This window comes from Paraburkholderia sp. TE9906 (assembly GCF_056279605.1).
The window spans coordinates 68,363-85,355 of sequence record NZ_JBWCCT010000007.1 but is presented as its reverse complement, the minus strand read 5'-3'; the positions used below and the strand labels follow the sequence as shown (position 1 = coordinate 85,355).

At 62.8% G+C, this 16,993-nt stretch carries 12 protein-coding genes; 7 read left to right on the top strand and 5 right to left on the bottom strand.

The window, feature by feature from the left end:
• Positions 1-370: 370 nt before the first annotated feature.
• The 6 genes from ACZ9H4_RS20005 to ACZ9H4_RS19980 all read left to right on the top strand — a co-directional run bounded on the left by ACZ9H4_RS20005 (position 371) and on the right by ACZ9H4_RS19980 (position 10,864).
• On the top strand, positions 371-2,155 hold the full coding sequence (locus tag ACZ9H4_RS20005; RefSeq protein WP_476120483.1) for a methyl-accepting chemotaxis protein: 1,785 nt from the start codon (positions 371-373) through the stop codon (positions 2,153-2,155).
• A 368-nt stretch (positions 2,156-2,523) separates the two neighbouring features.
• Positions 2,524-3,285, top strand: coding sequence for a hydratase (locus ACZ9H4_RS20000; RefSeq protein WP_408153701.1), 762 nt, complete (start codon positions 2,524-2,526; stop codon positions 3,283-3,285).
• 804 nt (positions 3,286-4,089) lie between these two features.
• Positions 4,090-6,012 (top strand): PrkA family serine protein kinase, encoded by a 1,923-nt coding sequence (locus ACZ9H4_RS19995; protein WP_408143763.1) that lies wholly within the window; start codon positions 4,090-4,092, stop codon positions 6,010-6,012.
• A 283-nt stretch (positions 6,013-6,295) separates the two neighbouring features.
• A complete protein-coding gene (locus ACZ9H4_RS19990) occupies positions 6,296-7,567 on the top strand; it encodes a YeaH/YhbH family protein (RefSeq protein WP_408143761.1) in 1,272 nt (423 codons plus the stop codon).
• Positions 7,564-9,279, top strand: a complete 1,716-nt coding sequence (locus ACZ9H4_RS19985) for a SpoVR family protein (RefSeq protein ID WP_408143759.1) — start codon at positions 7,564-7,566, stop codon at positions 9,277-9,279. Before ACZ9H4_RS19990 ends, ACZ9H4_RS19985 begins: the two co-directional genes overlap by 4 nt.
• Before the next feature lie 280 nt (positions 9,280-9,559).
• Positions 9,560-10,864, top strand: a complete 1,305-nt coding sequence (locus ACZ9H4_RS19980) for an MFS family transporter (protein ID WP_408143758.1) — start codon at positions 9,560-9,562, stop codon at positions 10,862-10,864.
• A gap of 110 nt (positions 10,865-10,974) precedes the next feature.
• Here the strand turns inward: ACZ9H4_RS19980 and ACZ9H4_RS19975 are convergent, their stop codons facing one another.
• The 5 genes from ACZ9H4_RS19975 to ACZ9H4_RS19955 all read right to left on the bottom strand — a co-directional run bounded on the left by ACZ9H4_RS19975 (position 10,975) and on the right by ACZ9H4_RS19955 (position 15,837).
• The gene (locus ACZ9H4_RS19975; protein ID WP_408143756.1) at positions 10,975-11,196 is read right to left on the bottom strand and encodes a hypothetical protein; all 222 of its coding nucleotides are present in this window, start codon (positions 11,194-11,196) and stop codon (positions 10,975-10,977) included.
• 290 nt (positions 11,197-11,486) lie between these two features.
• Entirely contained in the window at positions 11,487-12,569 is a 1,083-nt protein-coding gene (locus tag ACZ9H4_RS19970) for a glycosyltransferase family 2 protein (protein ID WP_476120479.1), read from the bottom strand.
• 213 nt (positions 12,570-12,782) lie between these two features.
• Positions 12,783-12,962: a hypothetical protein gene (locus tag ACZ9H4_RS19965; RefSeq protein ID WP_408153695.1), complete on the bottom strand. Its 180-nt coding sequence runs from the start codon at positions 12,960-12,962 to the stop codon at positions 12,783-12,785.
• Positions 12,963-13,029: 67 nt separating this feature from the next.
• Complete coding sequence (locus ACZ9H4_RS19960; protein ID WP_408143750.1) at positions 13,030-13,959, bottom strand: LysR family transcriptional regulator; 930 nt, start codon at positions 13,957-13,959, stop codon at positions 13,030-13,032.
• Positions 13,960-14,436: 477 nt separating this feature from the next.
• On the bottom strand, positions 14,437-15,837 hold the full coding sequence (locus ACZ9H4_RS19955) for a DHA2 family efflux MFS transporter permease subunit (protein ID WP_408153693.1): 1,401 nt from the start codon (positions 15,835-15,837) through the stop codon (positions 14,437-14,439).
• 152 nt (positions 15,838-15,989) lie between these two features.
• Here ACZ9H4_RS19955 and ACZ9H4_RS19950 point away from each other — a divergent pair, with 152 nt between their 5' ends.
• Positions 15,990-16,850 (top strand): LysR family transcriptional regulator, encoded by an 861-nt coding sequence (locus tag ACZ9H4_RS19950; RefSeq protein ID WP_408143746.1) that lies wholly within the window; start codon positions 15,990-15,992, stop codon positions 16,848-16,850.
• The last annotated feature ends 143 nt before the right edge of the window (positions 16,851-16,993 follow it).

Below are 16,993 nucleotides of genomic sequence, written 5' to 3'. Positions count from 1 at the left end.
CCCACGTTTCCTTGCCGCCGGTCGTCGGCGCTCATGCCGGGCAGCCATTCTTCCCTATTGGCGTCAAAAATCCGCCAGCGCGGCTAAAACAGTGCCGGATGCATGGCATCTACATTGAAACACCCGTCCTGGCAAGGCCTCCGGCCCAATCTGCCTCTACGGGCGTCTCTTCGTGAATTCTCGAAAACAGCCTTCCAATTGCTTACAACGCCTTTCTTCATACTTTATAAATACTTCAAGTATGTATTTCCCTTGCCGTAAACGAGGTTATTAGAGCACTCATTCAAAAAGTGTCGCCACGCAGACGCCACACATTACTTAGCGCTGCGCATGCAGCCTCTCATTTGCAAAGCACAGGGAACGAACGAGCATGTTGAACAAAGGCATTACGATCAAGGCACGGATTGGCCTCACGATGGCTTTCCTCGCCGCGCTGCTGGTCGCCATTGGCGTCTTCGGTTTGTTCGGCATGAGCCGTTCGAACGATGCCTATAAGGACACCTTCACCAATGCAATGCCGAGCGCGGTCAATATCGGCAACGCAGAACTGTACGCGGCGCGCGAGCGCCTGGCACTCGATCGCGCCGCATTCATGGCCGGTACGCCGGAAGCCGCCGCGACGCTCGAGCGCGCGCGTGTGATGCGCACGACGTCCGACATGTGGTGGAAAAAGTATCTCGATCTGCCGCGCGAAGCCGAGGAAGACCGCCTCGCGCAGGACGTCGCCGCCAAACGGGACACGCTGCATCGCGAGATGGACGCCTTTGCGGCGATTGTCGCAGCGAACGATCCGAGCAAGATTCTCGACGGCGCCAAGCGCCTGCAGGCAACCTACAACGAACTCTCCGTCGCCGACGACGCAGTGCGCAAGCTCCAGTTCGAATCGGCGAAAAGCGGGTACGAGAATGCACAGGGCAATTTCGACGTGTTCCGCGTGGTCAGCCTCGGCGCCTTGGTCGTGGGCGTTCTGGCAGCGGTGTTTTCCTATCTGACGCTGAGCCGCGCGATCGCCCGGCCGCTCAATGAAGCGCTCGGCCATTTCGACGCGATCGCCGCCGGCGATCTGCGCCGTCCGGTGATCGTGACGTCGCGCGACGAAATGGGGCAACTGCTCGACGGAATCGCCAGAATGCAGCGCAGCCTCACCGAAACGGTGCGCACCGTGCGCAGCGGCAGCGAATCGATTGCGACCGCGACGCGTCAGATCGCGGCCGGCAATATCGATCTGTCGTCGCGCACCGAAGAGCAGGCTTCGGCATTGCAGGAAACCGCGTCGAGCATGGAAGAGCTGACCGGCACGGTCAAGCAGAACGCCGACAACGCCCGCCAGGCGAGCGCGCTCGCGGCCAACGCGTCGGAGATCGCCAACAAGGGCAGCGCGGTGGTCGGCCAGGTGGTCGGCACGATGGGCGAGATCAACCAGAGTTCGGCGAAGATCGCGGACATCATCTCGATCATCGAGGGGATCGCGTTCCAGACCAACATCCTCGCGCTGAACGCGGCTGTCGAAGCGGCGCGCGCCGGTGAAGAAGGGCGCGGTTTCGCGGTGGTGGCGGGCGAAGTGCGCAGCCTCGCGCAGCGTTCGTCGGCGGCGGCCAAGGAGATCAAGGAACTGATCGACACGTCGGTGGAGCGGGTGCAGTCCGGCTCGGCCCTGGTCGACGAAGCCGGCCGCACGATGACCGAGATCATCGGCGCGGTGCAGCGCGTGACCGACATCATGGGCGAGATCGCGGCGGCTTCGGAAGAGCAGAGCGGCGGCATCGACCAGGTCGCGCGCGCGGTCACGCAGATGGACGAAGTCACGCAGCAGAACGCGGCGCTGGTCGAGGAAGCCGCCGCAGCCGCGTCCTCGCTCGAAGACCAGGCGGGCAAGCTGCGCACCGCGGTCGCGGTGTTCCACCTCGAAGAAGGCGGTTATAAGGCGCCGGCGAGCGCCGCGCCGGCTCGCGTGGCAACGCCGGTGCGCTCGACGGCTGCACCTGCGCGCAAGGCCTCGTTCGCCGGTTCTACGGTGAAGGCGCCGGCCGCAACCGGCGCGACGCCGCAAGCCGCCGCTGCGCCGACACGCGCTCCGGCCAGAGCAACGGCGACGGCGGCAACGGCAAGCGCGACCGCAAGCGCCGGCGGCGACCAGGATTGGGAGACGTTCTAACCGGCCTCAGGCGGTTCCGAACCAACCCGTAGTACGTCGCAACAATCATTCCCGTCGAAGCAGCCACGCACGATGCTTTGCCGTGAATGAGCGCCTCACCCCCGCAAGACCGCGATTGCTCACGCATTCGCGGTCTTTTTTTATAGTGTGCGCATCAACTAACGTTTGCGCCGACAGTCCGCCCCCTGGCGCGTGTCACGATCCGGTACATTGAGGGTCGCGGCCATTGCTTGTCGCGGCGGCATGGCTTGTGCAGCGCGGCGATCAGGCACGCGCGAGCGCCGACTTTTGCGTCGCGGCCATGCCAGCGCCTTTCCCAACCTCACGCCACCATGAACCGCTCAATGCGCCAGCCAGAAAGGACCGACATGACGCCACACGATCTCGCGCACCGCCTCGTCGAAGCACGCCGGCTGCATCGCCCGATCGATGCGCCCGCACCCGACAGCCTGCCGCCCGATGCCGCGACCGCGTATGCGATCCAGCAGGCCGTGATTGCGGGCTTGGGCGACTCGACCGGTGCCTGGAAGATCGGCGCAAGAGCCCCGGGCGGGGCCGCCGCGGGTGCGCCGATCCCGGCTTCGCTGGTGCTGCCGTCGCCGGCGCGGGTCGCGCATGACGGATTTTTCCGGGTGCTGGTGGAGCTCGAAATCGCTTTCCGTTTCGCCGAGGCGATCGAGCCGCGCGGCCGCGCCTACGCGCGCGACGAGGTCCTCTCGAAGGTCGGCGTCGTGCTGCCCGCCATCGAGATCGTCGATAGCCGCTTCAGCGAATGGCCGAACGTTGCGCCGCTCGCGCAACTGGCCGATGCGCAGAACAACGGCGCCTTGATCACCGGCCATCCGCTCGCCTATGCGGGTCTCGCGCGCGGCTTCGATTTCGTTTCGCCGGAACTGGAGTTGAGTTTCGACGGCAACTCGCTGGTGCCTGACGCGACCGGCAACCCGGCGGGTGATCCGCGCGAACTGCTGGTGTGGTTCGTCAACCATTGCGCCGCCATGGGCATTACCATCGAGCCCGAATGGACGCTCACCACCGGTTCGTACGTCGGCGCGCACAGGGTGCACAAGGCGGGCATCGTGCGCGGCCATATCGACGGTCTTGGCGAAGTGGAGATTGAACTGACCTGACGCCATCGCGACATTGCTCGTGTTGCACGTCATCGCGCATTGCTTGTAACAGTACATTACGACGCGTCATGCTTCATTCAAACGGCTGCCTGGGGCGGCCGTTTTCTTTTTGTCGCATCCGCGCGAGCGGCTTTGCCGTATACACCTATGAAAACAATTCGTTGCGTTGTCGTGATACAGGCAGGCACGCGGCAACCCTGCGGGCGACGCGGTTAATCCAAACGGCGAGCAGCGCGTCGCTCGCTCAACGAATCATCGTGTGCCCGTCGGATGGAGCGGAACCAAATGGTGTCGCGCGTTGACGAACCGCCTGACGATGGATGAGCGCACATGTAACAGTCGCGTGCGCGTGTCGACCGGATGCAAGTGCCGCGCGTTGAATGAAAAAAGCGACCGGGCATGAAAAACGCATGACGTCTGTGCGTTCAGTAAGAAAGTGTGCGTACGCAGACAGCATGTCCGATGCTGCAGCGAAATCGTTCGATCACGACGATGAAGTGGAGCAGTGGAGTCGTGCAGGAGCACTGAGCAGAAATGTGCGGACCGGAAGGCCGACGCATGACCATGACGACGGGTGCAGCAGGCGTGTCACATGAGGCCAGAATTGCTGCGATGTGAGTGCAAGATTGTAGGTGGTCGAAACTTGGTTTCCAAGTGATGAATGTCGGGAGGCGGGTACGGCGCGATTTTCGCAACGTAGTTCGTGAAAAAAAATTTAAAAGGGTTTAGGATGAATTCGAGCGATGTCGTTTCCGAATAGCGCGCCGCGCACGACATCGGTCTAGACTTCGGCGAGGAGGTAGCATGGATATCTACGGCAGTTTCGCGACCCGCTTCGAGAAAACGCGAGAGGATGAACTCTCGCTCGAGGAGTATCTCGCGCTCTGCAAAGACAATCCCGCCGCGTACGCCACGGCTGGCGAACGCATGTTGACGGCAATCGGAGAACCGGAACAGATCGACACTCGCAACGATCCGCGCCTGTCGCGCATCTTCGCGAACAAGGTCATCAAGGTATACCCCGCATTCCGTGAGTTCTACGGAATGGAAGAGGTGATCGAGCAGGTGGTCGCCTACTTCCGGCACTCGGCCCAGGGGCTCGAAGAAAAGAAGCAGATTCTGTATCTGTTGGGACCGGTCGGCGGCGGCAAATCGTCGATCGCGGAACGTCTCAAGCAGCTCATGGAACGCGTGCCGTTCTACGCGATCAAGGGCTCTCCCGTGAACGAGTCGCCGCTCGGTCTGTTCGACTACGAGGAAGACGGCCCGATTCTCGAAGAACAATACGGCATTCCACGCCGCTACCTGAAAAGCATCCTCAGTCCGTGGGCGGTCAAACGCCTGCACGAATACAACGGCGACATCCGCAAATTCCGCGTGATACGTCGCTACCCGTCGATTCTTCGCCAGATCGGTATCGCCAAGACCGAGCCGGGCGACGAGAACAATCAGGACATCTCGTCACTGGTCGGCAAGGTCGACATCCGCAAGCTCGAACAGTATGCGCAGGACGACGCGGACGCTTACAGCTACTCCGGCGGCCTGTGTCTCGCCAATCAGGGCCTGCTCGAATTCGTCGAAATGTTCAAGGCGCCGATCAAGGTCCTGCACCCGCTGCTTACCGCGACCCAGGAAGGCAACTTCAAGGGCACCGAAGGCTTCGGCGCGATCCCGTTCGACGGCGTGATCCTTGCGCACTCGAACGAGTCGGAATGGAAGGCGTTCCGCAACAACCGCAACAACGAAGCCCTGCTCGACCGGATCTTCGTCGTGAAGGTGCCGTACTGCCTGCGCTACGGTGAAGAGATCAAGATCTACGAGAAGCTGCTGCGCAATTCGTCGCTGGCGAATGCGGTGTGCGCGCCGGGCACGTTGAAGATGATGGCGCAAATGTCGGTGCTCACGCGTTTGCAGGAGCCCGAGAATTCCAGCCTGTTCTCGAAGATGCAGGTCTATGACGGCGAGAATCTCAAGGACACCGATCCGAAGGCCAAGTCGTATCAGGAGTACCGCGACTTCGCGGGCGTCGATGAAGGGATGACCGGCGTGTCGACCCGCTTCGCGTTCAAGATCCTGTCGCGCGTGTTCAACTTCGATTCGACCGAGGTCGCGGCCAATCCGGTGCACCTGATGTACGTGCTCGAACAGCAGATCGAGCGCGAGCAGTTCCCGCCGGAAACCGAGCAGAAGTATCTGTCCTTCATCAAGGACGTGCTGGCGTCGCGCTATGCGGAGTTCATCGGCAAGGAGATTCAGACCGCGTATCTGGAGTCGTATTCCGAGTATGGTCAGAACATCTTCGATCGCTACGTGACGTACGCCGACTTCTGGATTCAGGATCAGGAGTTCCGCGACCACGACACCGGCGAAAGTTTCGACCGCGCGGCGCTGAACGCCGAACTGGAGAAGATCGAGAAGCCCGCGGGCATCAGCAACCCGAAGGACTTCCGCAACGAGATCGTGAACTTCGTGCTGCGTGCGCGTGCTGCCAACGCGGGGAAGAATCCCGCATGGATCAGCTACGAGAAGCTGCGCGTCGTGATCGAAAAGAAGATGTTCTCGAACACGGAAGAACTGCTGCCGGTGATCTCGTTCAACGCGAAGGGCTCGGCGGAAGAGCAACGCAAGCACGAAGACTTCGTCAATCGCATGGTGACGAAGGGCTATACGCCGAAGCAGGTGCGCTTGCTGTGTGACTGGTATCTGCGCGTGCGCAAGTCGTCATGACGGGCGTGGCGTGCCGCCCGCGCGGTCCTGTTGCGCGGGCACCCTGCGAGGCGCAAGCTGCATGGACATAGCGTTGCTGACGCTGCACCAGGCGGCGTGTGTCTCGCGCACCGGAAATTACAGTAGCTGCGTGGGATGGGAGCAAGTGCTTTGCAGGTGACCGGAGTGACGCGCTAAAGCGCAAACACTGGTCGACGGCTAAAGCGCCGACTCCATCGACGTGCGCTGCATCGGACCGGAGTCAGCGCCAAAGCGCTAGCTCCGATCGACAGGGAGACCGGGCGTGCTTCATCAAATCATCGACCGCAGGTTGGCTGGCAAGAACAAGAGCATTGCAAATCGCGAGCGTTTTTTGCGCCGCGTCAAAAACTACATTCGTCGCGCCGTGTCGGAAGCGGTGCGCGACCGCAGCATCAAAGACATCCAGAACACCCAGAGCATCACGATCCCGCGCAAGGACATCGCGGAGCCTTCGTTCCGCCACGGTCCTGGCGGCAAGCGCGAGATGGTGCATCCGGGCAACTCGGACTACATCCGCGGCGACAAGATCCAGCGCCCGCAAGGGGGCGGCGGCGGAGGCGGGGGCAACCAGGCCAGCAACGAAGGCGAAGGTCAGGACGACTTCGTGTTCGAACTGAGCCGCGAAGAATTCATGCAGTACTTCTTCGACGACCTCGAACTGCCGCGTCTCGTCAAAACCCATCTGATGGCCGTGCCCACGTGGAAGAGCATCCGCGCGGGCTGGGCCGCCGAAGGCACGCCGAACAACATCGACGTGGTCCGTTCGTTGCGCAGCGCGCTCGGCCGGCGCATCGCGCTCGGTGCGCCGCTCGTCAACCAGCTGCACGAAATGGAGCGGCAGCTCGAGGCGATGAAGGCCGATCCCGCGGATCGCCGCGACGAGATCAAGCTGCTCGAAGAGGAAATCCATCATCTGCGCGGCCGAATCTGGCGGATTCCGTTCATCGATCCGTTCGATCTGCGCTATGTGAACCGCGTGAAGCAGCCCACGCCGTCGAGCCAGGCGGTGATGTTCTGTCTGATGGATGTGTCCGGTTCGATGGACGAGCAGCGCAAGGATCTCGCCAAGCGCTTCTTCATCCTGTTGTATCTGTTCCTCAAGCGTAACTACGAAAAGATCGAAGTGGTCTTCATCCGTCACCACACGCGCGCCGAGGAGGTCGACGAAGACACGTTCTTCCATTCGACCGAAAGCGGAGGCACGGTGGTGTCGAGCGCGCTCGAACTGATGCAGAAGGTGATGGACGAGCGCTACTCGCCGACTGAATGGAATATTTACGGGGCGCAGGCATCGGACGGCGACAACTGGACCGACGACTCGCCCAAGTGCCGCAAGATACTCGCGGATGACATCCTGGAGAAGGTGCGCTATTTTGCGTATATTCAGGTCACGCCGGAGGAACAGAATCTGTGGCTCGAATACGCGCAGCTGGCGCTGAGCCAGCCGCACATGGCGATGAAGAAGGTCGAAACCGCGGCCGACATTTATCCGGTGTTTCGCGAGCTGTTTGAAAAGCAGGTGGCGTCCTCATGACGAACGAGCACCTGCACAACGAAGCGCGCGGCTATCAGCCGGAGCGCGGGAAAGGCGTGCCGCAGCAACAGTCGGGGCATGCCGAGGCCGGGGCGGACCATGCTGGCGCCGCCGCGGCCGCAGCAGTCGACAGCGCTGCAGCACGGGGACACACCGGAACGCCCACTGAGGGGCAAAGGGAAGTCCGTATGAACGTAGCCGATAGACGGCCTCTGCCGTGCCCGTCCGACTGGACCTTCGAATTGATCGAAGAGTACGACTCGCATATTGCCCGTGTTGCAGAGCAATATGAACTCGACGTGTATCCGATCCAGCTCGAACTCATCAGCGCCGAACAGATGATGGATGCGTACGCGTCCGTCGGTATGCCGGTGAACTACCGTCACTGGTCGTTCGGCAAGCACTTTCTCTCCACCGAAAAAAGCTACCGTCGCGGGCAGATGGGGCTGGCGTATGAGATCGTCATCAACTCCAATCCCTGCATCGCGTATCTGATGGAAGAGAACACGATGACGATGCAGGCGCTCGTCATCGCGCATGCGGCTTACGGGCACAACTCGTTCTTCAAGGGCAACTATCTGTTCCGGCTGTGGACGGATGCGCATGCGATCATCGACTACCTCGTCTACGCGAAGAACTACATCGCCGAGTGCGAGGAGCGCTTCGGGCTCGACCGCGTCGAGGAGCTGCTCGATTCGTGCCATGCGTTGATGAATTACGGCGTGGACCGTTACAAGCGTCCGCAGAAACTGTCGCTCGAAAAGGAGTTTGCCGCGCGCCGTGAACGCGAAGCCTATCTGCAATCGCAGGTGAACGAACTGTGGCGCACGCTGCCCACGCGCCATACGCCGCTGCCCGAAGAGATCGAGGAGCGCTATCCGCCGGAGCCGCAGGAAAATCTGCTGTATTTCGCGGAGAAAAACGCGCCGCTGCTGGAGCCGTGGGAGCGCGAGGTGATCCGCATCGTGCGCAAGGTCGGTCAGTACTTCTATCCGCAACGGCAGACCCAGGTGATGAACGAAGGCTGGGCGACCTTCTGGCACTACACGCTGCTCAACACGATGTACAACCAGGGCAAGCTGGAAGACGGCTTCATGATGGAGTTTCTCCATTCGCACAGCAACGTGGTCTATCAGCCGCCGGTGACGAAGCCGTATTACAGCGGCATCAATCCGTACGCACTCGGCTTTTCGATGATGAGCGACATCCGCCGTATCTGCGAATCGCCCACTGAAGAAGACCGCAGGTGGTTCCCGGAACTGGCCGGCAGTCCGTGGCTGCAAGCGATGCACTACGCGATGCGCAACTTCAAGGACGAGAGTTTTGTCGCCCAGTATCTGTCGCCGCATCTGATCCGGGAAATGCGTCTGTTCTCGGTGCTCGACGACGACATGCGCGATGCGCTCGAAGTGTCGGCGATTCATGACGACAGCGGTTATCAGTACGTGCGGCAGGCGTTGTCACGGCAGTACGACATGCATCATCGGGAGCCGAACATCCAGGTGTGGGCGGTCAACACGCGTGGCGACCGGAGCCTGACGCTGCGGCACTTCATGAGCGACAACCGGCATCTGTCCTCCGATAGCGACGAGGTGCTCAAGCACATGGCGCGTTTGTGGCAGTTCGACGTGTTTCTCGAAAGCGTCGACGAGAACGGCACGGTGCGCAAGCGCTACGAATGCCGGTACGTGCCGCCCATTGTGAGAGTGTGAAATACGCGGGATTGGCGGCCGGTCGAACGCCATTCGATGTCTGTTCCCAAGCCCCTGACGGTCGCCAGACTGCCAGGGGCTTTTCTCATCAGGCCATGGCGCAGGCGCACTCGCACGGCCATGCGCCGAACCTCGTCATAAGATTGACTGACAAACACCCATCTTCCGCTTGCAATTCTGTAAAATTCGCGCACGCGCACGGCTAGCACCTCGCGGCGCACGTTGTGAAGGCGGCGACACGACCGCCATCTTCGTTTCAAGACAAGGACAGACACCAGCAATGACCGACCTAACCGACCAATCCGTGGCCTCGGCTCACGACACACGGCGCCGCATCTTCGCGATCGTTGGCGCTTCATCGGGCAATCTCGTCGAGTGGTTCGACTTTTACGTCTATTCGTTCACCGCGCTGTATTTCGCGCCGGCCTTCTTCCCGAGCGGCAACACCACCACGCAGCTGCTCAACACGGCCGGCGTGTTCGCGGCGGGCTTCCTGATGCGTCCGATCGGCGGCTGGTTCTTCGGCCGCCTCGCCGACAAACACGGCCGCCGTACCGCGATGATGATCTCGGTGTTCATGATGTGCGGCGGCTCGCTCGTGATCGCGATGCTGCCCACCTACGCGCAGATCGGCGCGCTGGCGCCGACGCTGCTGCTCGTCGCGCGGCTCTTCCAGGGGCTGTCGGTGGGGGGAGAATACGGCACCAGCGCGACTTACATGAGTGAGGTCGCGCTCAAGGGCCGGCGCGGTTTCTTCGCGTCGTTCCAGTACGTGACGCTGATCGGCGGCCAGTTGTGCGCGCTGCTAGTGATCGTGATCCTTCAGCAGGTGCTGTCGCCTGCAGAAATCAAGGCGTGGGGCTGGCGCGTGCCGTTCGTGATCGGCGCGATCGCCGCGTTGATCGCGCTGTATCTGCGCAAATCGCTCGACGAAACCACCACCGCCGCGACGCGTCAGCGCAAGGAAGCCGGCACGCTGCGCGGCCTGTGGGTGCACAAGGGCGCGTTCATGACGGTGCTCGGCTTCACGGCTGGTGGCTCGCTGATTTTCTACACCTTCACGACCTACATGCAGAAGTACCTCGTCAACACGGCGGGCATGCAAACGAAAACGGCCAGCTCGGTGATGACCGCGGCGCTGTTCGTCTACATGCTGATGCAGCCGGCGTTCGGCGCGCTGTCGGACCGTATCGGCCGGCGTCGTTCGATGCTGCTGTTCGGCCTGTTCGCGACGATCGGCACCGTGCCGCTGCTGCATGCGCTCAAAGACGTGACGAGCCCGTATGCGGCGTTCGGCTTCGTCGTGCTGGCGCTCGCGATCGTCAGCTTCTACACGTCGATCAGCGGCCTGATCAAAGCGGAAATGTTCCCGCCGGAAGTGCGCGCACTCGGCGTGGGCCTGTCGTACGCAGTGGCCAACGCGATCTTCGGCGGCTCCGCGGAATACGTGGCGTTGTGGCTGAAGTCGGTCGGTGTCGAGACGATGTTCTTCTGGTACGTCACGGTGATGTGCGCGATCGCCGGCATCGTGGCGCTGCGTATGCGCGATCCGTCGACGGAAGGGTACTTGCGTCACGAACCTTGAGCGTCCACGGGACAGCAGGGCCGCGCACGGGAGTGAGCGGTTGAAAAGCGGCGGCCTGGGGCGACCCGGCCGCCGTTTTCATTGCATGAACGAAGCGGCCGGTGACACGCTCAACTGACGACGATCTCCGTGCCCCATGCATGCAACAGATCGCGCAGCGCCTCCGCCTGCGCCATCTTCGTGCCGCTGCGCAAATGAATCTGCAGCGCGCGACCCGCGATGCCGTCGACGGGCTGCACGAGCCACAACTCCACCGCAAGCCCCAATCCTTCCGGCTGATCGACGACCACCGGTTCGATCACACGCGGCTTGAAACAGGCACTGTCCGACATGGCGAATCACCTCCGGGCTGATGACGGTTCGAGCTCATCGTAATCAGCGTCCTGCGCCGCACCAAGCAACAAATACGCGTTTGCTAAGCAGAGGATGCTTAGCAGGATATGCGCATAGAGGTGGGGTCGGCGGCGGTGGGGCACGAGGCCGCGTGGTGAGAGACGTGCGGCGAAAAACGCGTAACGGCTAGCTGCGCCACGCGCGCGCATCCTCAGTTGTGCTGACGGCGACGACCGCGGCGACACGCAACCGATGCGCCATCGCCACGTCAGCACCTGCGCACCGCGAATCACACCGGCTCGGATCGATCCGTCACGAGCTCGTTGACGAGCTCCTCGACGACGGCCGCCGGATCGGCCACCACCGCGGGCGCGGCAGCCACTGCCGCCGCCGTAGCCGCTGCAACGGCCTGTTGCTGCGCGCTCAAGGACCCCCGTGCAAGCATCAGAAGGTGATAGTAGAACCGCGCACTGAGCCCATAGTTGTACGCGTACAGATGGGCGAGCGCGATCTGCAGACCGCGCAATGGCTGGCGGTTGCGCGCATGAACCGACACGACGATCGGCGCGAGACGCCGCAGCGCAAGCTTGCGCGACGGCTCCAGTTGCGGCGGCAGTGGTAACGCCTTCACGAACGCATACGCGCTGACCGTCGCCGCCGTCTCTGTGCCGCGCGTGCTGCGCGAGATCGAGGTCGCGGTCTTGCGATACACCGACACATAGTCGTGCAGATAGAACACTTCGCGCGCCGCGAGACAGAGCTCGGTGCCGAACACGAAATCGCAGCACGTGCCGTACTGATCCTTGTAGCCGATCCGCTTCACGAGACGGGCGTCGGCCATCCAGCCGTTGTTCGGGAACATCTGGATCAGGCCGGTTTTGCCCGGCAGCGGTTGCAAGCCTTCGGCGTCCTTCGTGCGCCGGAACGCCGCATTCAGCCGCGTGCTCGCGTCTAAGTCGACGGCGCCGTCGTGATCGGCTTCGTACTGGTCGCCGAAAGCGGCCCCGAGTTGCGGATGGCGTGTCCACAGCGACACGAGTTTTTCGACGCCGTCGGTGGTGAGCAGATCGTCGTCGTGAATCAGCAGGATCTTGTCGCCGCTCGCGCGCTCGAACAGGCTCGCGACGTTGCGGGCCTGGCCGAGCGGCGGCTGATTCAGCGTGTAGCGCACGCGCGGCTCCCGCCCATAGCGGGCCGCGATCAGTTGCTGGGTGCGGGTGTCTTTCGAATCGTCGCCGATCACGATTTCCAGATTGCCGTAGCGCTGACCGAGGCACGAATCGATGCAATCGGCGATCAGCTCGGGGCGATTGCAGGTCGGCAAGCAGATCGAGACTTTGGCGAGACGGGGAGGAGCCTGGGGGATGGACATGGGCGTCGCCTTTTTTATGGATTAAGGGGCGGCAGCCGGTTCGCGTGGCGCGCGTATCGCTGCAAGCAGCAAAATAGTCCATTATGCGAAAAAAATATTCGGTAAAAATCAGGAAGAAATGTTTGCCTTCCGAAAGCCGATGAAAGGGAAAAAATTGACGCGGCTTCGCTGCCGAATTACAGCAAAGCCGCTTGACAAAACGCGCTTATTTTTTTAACTGACCGAGGGCTCGCCCTCGCCGGGCTTCTTGCCGGGACGGTCCGCGGGAGACTGGTCGCGGCCCTCGTCGTGGCGTTCGGGCAGCTTGCTCTTTTCGTTATCGCTGTGCTTGACGGGCTGCGGGTGTTCGATGTCAGCCGGTTTGCCCGCTGCATGTTGCTGGGTTTCGCTCATTGCCGCTCTCCTGGGTGGAAGACAGCTTTGATGCAGCAAGGCGCAGGCCTGGTGCCGCGCGGCTGCTTCATGCAGCCGCGTCGCGCGGCGCACCGCCCGTCAGCGAAACGATGAATTCGAAAAACGCCCGCACCTTGGCCGGCGGATGATGCCGCGACGGATAGAGCGCATACAGCGGATACACCTCGTCGCCCCATTCGGGAAACAGCTCGACCAGCTTGCCGCTCGCCAGCAACGACTCCGCGCCGAGCGACAGAATCTGCGCGACGCCCTGGCCCGCCGTGCACACGCTATGCAACGTGCCTACGTCGTTCACCGTCAGGCGGCCTTGCGGCGTTATCACGAGCTTCTTGCGGCCGCGATGAAACTCCCACGCGAACGGGTAGCCGGTCAACGGATCGCGGAACTTGATGCATACATGCTGGCCGTTTTCGAGTTCGGCCGGGTTGGCCGGATGTCCATGTTTCTTCAGGTACGACGGCGCCGCCACCGTCAGAATGCGCGTGTCCAGCAGCTTGCGAGCGATCAGCGTCGACACCGGCGGATCGCCGAAGCGGATCGCGAGATCGAAACCGTCGGCGACCATATCACCCAACTGATCGCGCGTGATCAGTTCGAGTTGCAGATCTGGATGCCTGTCGATGAAACCGCCGAGGCGCGGTCCGAGCACGAGGCGCGAAAAGAATGGGTCCATGTTGACGCGCAGGCGTCCGCGTACGGCGGTCGCGCCGTGAGCGGCTGAAGCCGCCGCTTCTTCGAGCCCGCCGAGCAGCGGCACGATCTGTTCGTAGAAGCGCCGGCCTTCATCGGTCAGCATGACCGAGCGCGTGGTGCGATCGAACAGGCGAATGCCCAGGCGCGCTTCGAGCCGTGCGACCGAACGGCTAACCCCGGATTGCGACATGTCGAGCGCTTCGCCGGCCGCCGCAAAACTGCCGCAATCGACGATCGCCGTGAGCACGCCCATGCCGTTCAGCATGCGCTCGTCAAATGGCATGTGAATTTCCTTTTGTTATGACTAATGGACGACATGCTAACGCGAAATTCTGTTTGAATTCATGCCCTCGCGCAGGGGCGTAAGGGCTGTCGAGACCAATAAATGATCGCGTGTCATGAATGCAATGATGGCGACGCTATTGCGTCAGTCGCGCTGTCGCCGTTGATTTGCGCGAGCGCAACCCGGAAACACGATGGGATGCGTTTCTCGCTATGCAGTGCACATATTTTGTCGCGGCAACGGAGGGCGCAACGTGTCGCGGCCGTGCAGGAGGGCGCGGTTCAGGCGTGCGATGGCTTTGCGGCTATCCATAGTTTGCCGGATAGGGGAAGGAGGGGATAGCAGGGCACCGGATCTATGCAATCAGATCAGGCCCGGCCAGTTGCGGCGACATGCGCCACGGGTTGGTGAACCGGCGGCGATCGACAAGCCGCCGACCGGCAATCACGAAGAATGAGACAGGGAACAGAGAACGCCTCACCGCCCCGCGCTCGGCGCCGCCTGTCCCCGCACGACGCGCGTGCCGGACGGCTCGTCGAGATGACGGAACACCCACGCCGACAGCAGCGTGATCACGCCGACGCACACGAAGGCGAGGCGAAACCCCAGCGCGCCCGAGCCCGATTGCGCGGAGAACAGATTCACCAGCCCGCCGCCGATCGACACGCCCAGCCCGATCGCCAGCATCTGCACCATCGAGAAGAGACTGTTGCCGCTGCCCGCATCTTCGTGCGAAAGATCCTTCAGCGTGACGCTGTTCATCGCCGCGAACTGCATCGAGTTGGCGGCGCCGAACACGGCCAGAATCGCGATCTCGATCACGAGCGGCGTGCCGCGCGAGATCAACGCGAACCCGACGATCGCCGATCCGACGATGATCGTGTTGACCAGCAGAAACGTGTCATAACCGTAGCGGCGCACGAGCGGCGCGATCCAGCGTTTGGCGAGCGTGCCGGCAAGCGCCGCGGGCAGCATCATCAGACCCGAGTGCAGCGGCGAGTAGCCCAGCTGCAGCTGCAACAGCAAGGGTACGAGAAACGGCACGGCGCTCGAGCCGACCCGGCACACGAGGTTGCCGATCAGTCCCACGCTGAAGTTCGGCTCGCCGAAGAGCGACAGCTTGAAGAGCGGATCGCGCCGCGACCGGGCGTACGGAATGTAGGCGAGTGCGCTGGCGACGGCGAGCGCGAACAGCCCCGCCGACCAGGCCGCGCGATGCGAGGGAACCGGCGCGTCGATGGCAAGCGAAAACGCGATCATGCACAGCGACAGCAAACCGCAGCCGATGAAATCGAACGGCGGCGCCTGCGTGGTGTCGTGCGACGGCAAAAACCGCTGCACCGCATACAGACCGGCCGCGCCGATCGGCACGTTGATCAGGAAAATCCAGTGCCACGTGATCGCCTGCACGAACCAGCCGCCGAGCGTCGGTCCGGCGATCGGCCCCAGCTGGCCGGCAATCGAAATGAACGCGAGCGCCGACACGTATTGCTCGCCGGACACGCTGCGCAGCACGGCGAGCCGGCCGATCGGCAGCAGCATCGAGCCGCCGAGACCTTGCAGCACCCGCGCCAGCACCAGTTGACCGAGCGTGTGCGCGCTCGCGCAGCAGACCGAGCCGAGCACGAACACGAGGATTGCGACGAAATAGACGCGCCGCGTGCCGAAGCGGTCGGCGAGCCAGCCGGAGGCGGGCGTGAGCATCGCCATGGTGAGCGTGTAGGCGACGACGATCGGTTGCATCGCGAGGGGCGCGACGTGCAGGCTGTTGGCGATCGACGGCAACGCGGTGTTGACGATCGTCGTGTCGAGCGACTGCATGAAGAAACCGGCGGCGACGATCCAGAGCAGCGCGGTGTGGGCGGAATCCTTGGTCATCTTTTTTTCACGGGCGAAGCGGGCTGAGGGCGCTCGCGCGGGGCAATCATGCGGGGAATTCCGTCATCATATTGACATCGTCGTCAATCGGGAACCCCACTAGGGACGCTGACTGTTATCGACTTTGCCGATAAGCAGCGCGACAATGCCGCATGCTCAATCCCATCTGGCTCAAGACTTTCGCGACCGTCGCCGCCTGCCACAGCTTTACCGAAGCGGGACGGCGGCTGAACCTCACACAGTCGAGCGTCAGCGAACACATCCGGCGGCTCGAAGAGAGCGTGGGCCGGCGCCTCTTCGTGCGCGACACCCATTCGCTCGCGATGACGCCGGACGGCGAGGCGATGCTCGCGCATGCCAGCGTGATTCTGCAGGCGCTCGCGCGAGCCGAGTCGCAGTTTCGCGCGCCGCGCCTCAAAGGCCGCGTGCGCCTCGGCTCCTCGGACGACGTCGCGCTCGGGCCGTTGCCCACGGTGCTGGCGGCGTTCCGCGACGCGCATCCGGACGTCGAACTGGAGATCACCATCGGTATGACCGGCAAGCTGTACGAACTGCTGGACGCGGGGTCGATCGATCTGCTGGTCGGCAAGCGGCGGCTCGGCGACCGGCGCGGCGTGCCGCTTTTCACGGGACGGCTGGAGTGGCTCGCGCGCGCCGGCACGCTGGTCGATCTGAGCCAGCCGCTGCCGCTGATTCTGGTCGCCGAGCCGAGCGTGACGCGCGCGGTCGTGCTCGACGCGCTCGCCGAAGCGGGCTTCAGCTGGCAGGTGGTCTGTACGAGCAGCAGCCACGCGGGCTGTATCGCCGCCGCGCGCGGGGGCCTGGGCATCACGGTGCGTCCGCAGTACCTGGCCGCGCGGGGGCTGGCGCCGCCGCTGAATGCGGCCGGTCTGCCGGCATTGCCGTCGGTGGAGTTCATCGCGCTGGCGGCGAAACGGCTGAGCCGCCCGGCCGGCACGCTGCTGCAATTGCTGCATGACAGCGATCTGCGCGGGTCGTGGATTGGCGAATGACGACGGCGGCGGGCGCGCTCGGGTGATGTAGGGCGCGGCCGGGTCGGTTCTGCTTCGGCTGCGACAACGCCGCATCATCCTTCAGCGTCACGATCTCAAACGCCGAGTTCGTCAAGCAAGACGGCCGCCGCGCGGCGCCATAG

Coding starts and splice junctions, on each gene's coding strand:
- ACZ9H4_RS20005 (WP_476120483.1), top strand. CDS start 371: ATGTTGAACAAAGGCATTACGATCAAGGCACGGATTGGCCTCACGATG.
- ACZ9H4_RS20000 (WP_408153701.1), top strand. CDS start 2,524: ATGACGCCACACGATCTCGCGCACCGCCTCGTCGAAGCACGCCGGCTG.
- ACZ9H4_RS19995 (WP_408143763.1), top strand. CDS start 4,090: ATGGATATCTACGGCAGTTTCGCGACCCGCTTCGAGAAAACGCGAGAG.
- ACZ9H4_RS19985 (WP_408143759.1), top strand. CDS start 7,564: ATGACGAACGAGCACCTGCACAACGAAGCGCGCGGCTATCAGCCGGAG.
- ACZ9H4_RS19980 (WP_408143758.1), top strand. CDS start 9,560: ATGACCGACCTAACCGACCAATCCGTGGCCTCGGCTCACGACACACGG.
- ACZ9H4_RS19975 (WP_408143756.1), bottom strand. CDS start 11,196: ATGTCGGACAGTGCCTGTTTCAAGCCGCGTGTGATCGAACCGGTGGTC.
- ACZ9H4_RS19970 (WP_476120479.1), bottom strand. CDS start 12,569: ATGTCCATCCCCCAGGCTCCTCCCCGTCTCGCCAAAGTCTCGATCTGC.
- ACZ9H4_RS19965 (WP_408153695.1), bottom strand. CDS start 12,962: ATGAGCGAAACCCAGCAACATGCAGCGGGCAAACCGGCTGACATCGAA.
- ACZ9H4_RS19960 (WP_408143750.1), bottom strand. CDS start 13,959: ATGCCATTTGACGAGCGCATGCTGAACGGCATGGGCGTGCTCACGGCG.
- ACZ9H4_RS19955 (WP_408153693.1), bottom strand. CDS start 15,837: ATGACCAAGGATTCCGCCCACACCGCGCTGCTCTGGATCGTCGCCGCC.
- ACZ9H4_RS19950 (WP_408143746.1), top strand. CDS start 15,990: ATGCTCAATCCCATCTGGCTCAAGACTTTCGCGACCGTCGCCGCCTGC.